7 protein-coding genes are annotated in these 5627 nt (G+C 56.0%); 4 read left to right on the top strand and 3 right to left on the bottom strand.

Annotated features, from left to right (window positions below):
- From VNX88_10875 to VNX88_10865, 3 genes are all read right to left on the bottom strand, one after another.
- On the bottom strand, window positions 1-311 hold a 311-nt coding region (locus tag VNX88_10875; GenBank protein ID HWY69163.1), incomplete at its 3' end, for a response regulator.
- Between the two features lie 129 nt (window positions 312-440).
- On the bottom strand, window positions 441-2609 hold the full coding sequence (locus VNX88_10870) for a PAS domain-containing protein (GenBank protein HWY69162.1): 2169 nt from the start codon (window positions 2607-2609) through the stop codon (window positions 441-443).
- 2 nt (window positions 2610-2611) lie between these two features.
- Entirely contained in the window at window positions 2612-3268 is a 657-nt protein-coding gene (locus VNX88_10865; GenBank protein HWY69161.1) for an MEDS domain-containing protein, read from the bottom strand.
- Between the two features lie 344 nt (window positions 3269-3612).
- Here VNX88_10865 and VNX88_10860 point away from each other — a divergent pair, with 344 nt between their 5' ends.
- From VNX88_10860 to VNX88_10845, 4 genes are all read left to right on the top strand, one after another.
- A complete protein-coding gene (locus tag VNX88_10860) occupies window positions 3613-3867 on the top strand; it encodes a hypothetical protein (GenBank protein ID HWY69160.1) in 255 nt (84 codons plus the stop codon).
- A gap of 120 nt (window positions 3868-3987) precedes the next feature.
- Complete coding sequence (locus VNX88_10855) at window positions 3988-4704, top strand: SDR family oxidoreductase (protein HWY69159.1); 717 nt, start codon at window positions 3988-3990, stop codon at window positions 4702-4704.
- 46 nt (window positions 4705-4750) lie between these two features.
- Complete coding sequence (locus VNX88_10850; GenBank protein ID HWY69158.1) at window positions 4751-5314, top strand: RidA family protein; 564 nt, start codon at window positions 4751-4753, stop codon at window positions 5312-5314.
- A gap of 53 nt (window positions 5315-5367) precedes the next feature.
- Window positions 5368-5627, top strand: a 260-nt coding sequence (locus tag VNX88_10845) for an MmgE/PrpD family protein (GenBank protein HWY69157.1), incomplete at its 3' end; no start/stop codon positions are given.

Here is a 5627-nt window from a genome sequence, read left to right as displayed (position 1 = left end):
GTCATTCCGGACATGGCAATGTCGAGGATCAGACATCTGGTTTGGCCGACGCAATCGGACGCAAGGAACTCTTCAGCCGACGAGAACGCGCGGACCGCAAAGCCGAACTCCTTCAGCAAGTCGGGTAGCGACTCACGCACGGACTCATCGTCATCGACTACTGACACAAGTGAACGTGTAACTTTCATAGACTTCTTGCCGTATCCGTCGTCGCCTGGCGTCTCCGAATGCCGCGACCGTTCTCGGCAGCCGTCAAAACTCTCGGGTCCGCGAGGAATGGCCAATGAAAACGCGACTTGGCGGTCGTCCATGTCACTAGGATGCGCCACTTCAGTGGAGAGCGCCATTGTGCTTTGGTATTGGTTCGGCGCCGATATCAACACCGGTGCCGCGGATGAAGATGATCGCGATCTCTCGAAAGCGTGACTTTCATAGATTTCTCATGCAACATCCGCATCGGCTACGGCAGGCGCCCGCATGTCACGATTACTGTCGGCGCCGGTCGCGCCGCCGGGTCCCCGCGGAATAGAAAATGAAAACGTCGCTCCCGGACCGTCATTCAGCGTTGCCCATAGGCGACCCTGATGACTTTCGACAATGGAGCGACTGACGTACAGTCCGACTCCCATCCCCTCATGCTTAGTTGTGTAGAACGTTTCGAAGAGCCTGTCGGCAGTTTGAGGATCGAATCCGAGCCCCGCATCTCTCACGCTGAGGACCGCCTGATCGCCTTCGTCTCGTTCGGTCCTGATCAGCAACTCCCTGGGGCGATCATGGACGGTGTTCATCGCGTCCGAAGCATTCCGGATGAGGTTCAGAATTACCTGCTGAAGCTGCACGCGGTCACCTGTGACAAGCGGAAGGTCGTCGGCAAGCTCACAATGCAGAATCACCCGGTTTCTTTGAAGCTCACTCAATGACAGAGCAATCACCTCTCTTGCAGCGTCATTGAGATCCACCCGCTCAGCGCTGGTATGTTTCTTGCTGAAGAGTGCGCGCAATCGAGTGATCACATCAGACGCACGGTTGCCATCGCGAATCGTCCGCCGGGCGGTTTCGCGCGCACCGTCGACGTTCGGTGGATCCAATGTCAGCATCCGCAGACAGGTGCTGGCGTTAGTGACGATACCTGAGAGCGGCTGGTTCACCTCGTGCGCGATGGACGCCGTTAAGGTAGCGAGGCTCGTGACACTGGCGACGTGTGCAAGCTCCGACCTGGCCTTGGCAAGTGCCTCTTCCGAAATTTGCCTCTGCGTCACATCCTGAACCGCGCCGATATATTCCAGCCGCCCGTCATTGTCGCGAATCCCGTGCGCGATCATGTGCAGGTATTTGACCGAATCATCAGGCATTAGTAACCGGTATTCGTACTCAAAATCTGTGACCGCACCTCGCGCCTTCTCGACCATGTCGTTCAACAGCGGGAAGTCTTCTGGATGGACTCGACTAGCGATCAAGTCAAGCGTCACAGGCACATCGGGTTCAAACCCAAAAATGCGATGGAGTTCCCCTGACCACGTGAATTCGCCTGTTTCCACACGCCAGCAACAACAGCCCATTCGACTCAGACGTTGGCCTTCGGCTAGAAATGCTTCACTGCGCTTGAGTGCGTCCTCTGCGCGCTTCCTCTCGTCAATATCGGTGAGCAGAGAGCACCAGCGAAGGATTCGCCCATCCGCATCTCGAACGGGCAGCCCCCGCACCTGAAACCAGCGATATATGCCATCGAAGCGTCGGAGGCGTGCCTCAAAGTCGTATGGATTCCCTGACGCGATCGATCGTGCAAAGATCTGGACGACGCGAGGAAGGTCCTCAGCATGAATCGTGTCGCTTGTCCCCCAGAGCCTCAATTCCTCCAGTGTCCTGCCGCAGTACTCCACGAGTTGGGGATTCACCAGTGCTACTTCACCGGCCGGCGTCAGGAGTGCCACGAAGCCGGGGATGCCGTCGACGATTAAGCGTAAATCGCGCTTTCTCGCCGCTAGGGCCTCCTCCGCGCGCCTGCGTTCGGCGACTTCCTTTCTCAGCACTTCGTTGGCTGCAGCCAGTTCTGCGGTCCGTTGCGCGACGCTTTGATCGAGTTCGTCGGCAACGCGCTTCTGTTCGCTCAACAATCGTGCCTGCTGTAGCCCGATCACCGCCTGGTTAGCTGCTATGCCCAGAAGAAGTGCCTCGGTATCCCGCGGGAAATCTGCTCGACGAGACCCAGCCACGATTACCCCGATTTCACGCTGAACCCCGAGAGGACAGGAGACGAGTGAAACCTCTTCCTCTCCGATGTGACTGCGTTCCTGGAGATAACGTTTTTGCGGGTCATCTCCCAACCAGCGATTGAGGAACGCACAGAGCTCTGGCGGTCGGAACATCTGTTCCTGCGATGGAGCGACCCTGACTGTCTCGGAAGGCGCTGCGTCGACTAGGTTTGTCAAGCTTACATACACAAAGTCCAGATCGAGCATGCGAAGGAGTGAGTCGAGCAAAGTATGAACGATTTCACAGGCTTCGCTGCCACTCCACATGGCTGGAAGAGCGAGGAGGCTGACCAGATCATTCATGCAACGTTGAAGGCGCTTGATCTCGTCTACGGGATGTTCGAGTTGCACTTTCATGGTCAGCCTGCTGTCGTAGGCCGCGCAGGCTGCCCTGCCCGCCGGGCGCGAATTTCATGCAGGAACTCCCCTGGAGGCACGAAGAACGGATTGTGCTGGAGAATGCCGCCGACGATGACCAATGGATGCGTGCGCATGATGTCAATCACAGCGTCTCCGCTGAATTTCGAAAGATGATACGTACAGATGACCGCATCATCGTGGCGGCACCACACATCGTTGACCCTCGCTTCAAACTCAATCAGATCGTCGATGTGCGACTGACCGTCAGGCACCCAGTCCATGCGGCAGACAATGCGACTCAGGGGAAATCCTCCCTCGGCATTGCCGCTTGTCATCAGCTCGAACGACTGCAGCATGCGATCCTGATCGAATCGACCATCTTGAAGGTAGGTTTCCGTGCTGCTCCGAAGTTCGAATTGACCGCTTCGTTGGACGGCGGTCGAGTCAATTCCTATGCCGGCTAATCGTTGCAGGTGGTCACGGTGTTGATCAGGACTCATGACGTGAATCGCCTTGTCTCCACACTCGAACCCATCCTTAATGAACGGCAATAACACGCGATACTCTTCTTCAGCGCTGTTGAAAAACGCGCAGACATGACGTGGTTGGCCGAGCCGCGACCCTGCCAAAGAGATGGGCGCCGAGATTTGTCTCATAGCAGTTCCTAGCGCCTCGGCAGTAGCTCCCCGCGTCATCTCCCCGAGGAGAATGACCCACCCCGTAGGTGCGTGTCTATTGTACTTTGGTATCGGTTCTGCAGGTCGGATCGACAACAACATACAAAACATCAAAGGGGACAAAGCTTAAAGAGAAAAGACGGAAAAAGCACTCCCGCCATCCGATACGAAGGTATGGTCGATACCATCGTCTAATTGTTTCTTCTCTACGCTTCTGGTGTGATCACACTTGTACACGCCATCTGAGTCATCAGAAACCTTGTGAACCTGGGGATGAAAACCTACTCCTGATGCCCGACATAGCTGAAACGGACGGGGATCCAATGGACACGAAAGAATCGTTTTCCGATTCGATTTACGAGGAGCAGGTGCACCTGGCGGAGCGCGAGCTGTCTGCCTTCATTGCTGCGGTGACGAAACTGTACGGCCCAGAGCAAGGCAAGCGTTCGGCAGAGGATTGGCTCGACGAATCAGAAATCATGGACAGCCCGCCTCGATCTGAAGTCCGAAATTGGCGCGCGGTCACGATCGCGGCCTCGGCGCGACTTGCAAATCACGTTGAACCCCGGACCGCATGATCGTTCATTCGGCGAACCCTTCGACTAATGAGAAGGTATCGACGATACCTTCGTCTAATTGTTTCGCCCCCGCACCTCTGTTTTGATACCAATTGGTCCGAAACGTTAAGCAGGAGTCACATGCCAGACCACAAAACAGCAATCATTACAGGAGCATCGCGAGGAATCGGAGCCGGTTTAGTCGAGGCCTTCCTGAAACAGGGTTATAACGTCGTTGCGACGTCTCGCAGTGTAAGCCAACAATTGACTCCCTCGACGTCCCTGGTTCTCATCGATGGCGATATCGGTAGGCCGGAGACTGCCGCGAAGGTCGTCGAGGCAGCAATCACAAACTTTGGAAGTATCGATGTTCTGGTGAGTAACGCCGGAATCTTTTTCACGAAGCCCTTCACGGACTTTTCTACAACGGACTTCAATGCGTTGGTCTCAACGAACCTGCTGGGATTCCTGTACATCACTCAGCTTGCTGTGAAACAGATGCTGAAGCAGAAATCAGGAAGCGTCGTAAGCATCACTGCGGCGCTTGCCGATCAGCCGATCCTTGGCGTAAATGGCTCGGTCCCGATGATCACTAAAGGAGGCCTGAATTCAATCATTCGGAGTCTCGCGATTGAATATGCGAAACAAGGTATCCGCTTCAACGCTGTGGCTCCTGGCGTGGTGGATACGCCAATGCACAAGGATAATCCCAAGGATTTTCTAAAGACATTGCAGCCCATGGGAAGAATGGCGGACGTAAAAGACGTTGCCGACGCTGTTCTCTATCTCGCACAGGCAGGTCAAGTAACAGGAGAGGTGCTCCACGTGGACGGCGGTGTTCACGCCGGCTGTTGGTAACGCCTGCCAAGACGGAACAGAACGAATCTATCGGAGATGGAACATTGTGAAAAATCAGAATGGGGACGATCAAACCGAGGCCGCTGGAGCGAGATCAATGAATATGGGTTCGAAGGACGAAGTCTTGAATGGGAATGGCTCTCATCTTGCTACTGCCGAGCAGCGATTAAGACAACTCGGCATCAAGCTTCCAGCGCCGCCTGAGCCGTTCGGCATCTACGCGGAAGCGGTGCAGACGGGCAACCTGCTCTTTCTAACCGGAATGCTCCCCACTGAAGGCCGAGAAGCCAAATTCATCGGGCGCGTTGGGGCGGAACTCGATGTGGAAGCAGGGCGCGCGGCTGCTCGCCTAGCGGCGCTGAACGGCCTTGCGGTCGCGAAGCAGCATCTGGGATCGCTCGACAAAGTGAAGCGGATCATCCGGCTCGGAGTCGCAGTGGCCACTTCGGGCGATGTCCGCGATCAGCCTAAAGTAGCCGACGGTGCTTCAGAGCTTTTGCAAGATGTCTTCGGCAAAGACAAGAACCCTTGCCGGCTAGTGTATGGCGTCGCAAGCCTTCCACTCGGTACGTCGGTCGAGTTGGAAATCATTTTCGAGATAGCTGGATGAACCGGGCTCAAGCGGGCAGCCGCTCAGATGCGAAGAGACAAGGAGAGATTGAGATGGCTAGTATGACTGAATTCATTACAGCTAAGCGGCAGGCAGAGACACACCCGGCCGTTGAACGGATCGGCGCCTTTGCAGTTGCCGCCCGACCGGAGCACCTGGCAACCGATATTCGGCAGCTTTTCAAGCGCAACATTCTGGACAGCATAGGGTGCGCGATCGCCGCTGTTGCTGGTCCGTCGCTCCGAGCGCTACGCGACCAGATCGAAGAATATCGGGCCCCGGGTCGTTGCACGTTGATTGGCGGCGGCAAGAC

The sequence above is a fragment of the Terriglobales bacterium genome (assembly GCA_035567895.1).
In the GTDB taxonomy this organism is placed as follows: Bacteria; Acidobacteriota; Terriglobia; order Terriglobales; family Acidobacteriaceae; genus Gp1-AA112.
This window is presented reverse-complemented; position numbering and strand designations above follow the sequence as displayed.

Excerpts from the sequence above, each read along its gene's own strand:
- VNX88_10870 (HWY69162.1), bottom strand. The coding sequence starts at position 2,609 with ATGAAAGTGCAACTCGAACATCCCGTAGACGAGATCAAGCGCCTTCAA.
- VNX88_10865 (HWY69161.1), bottom strand. The coding sequence starts at position 3,268 with ATGAGACAAATCTCGGCGCCCATCTCTTTGGCAGGGTCGCGGCTCGGC.
- VNX88_10860 (HWY69160.1), top strand. The coding sequence starts at position 3,613 with ATGGACACGAAAGAATCGTTTTCCGATTCGATTTACGAGGAGCAGGTG.
- VNX88_10855 (HWY69159.1), top strand. The coding sequence starts at position 3,988 with ATGCCAGACCACAAAACAGCAATCATTACAGGAGCATCGCGAGGAATC.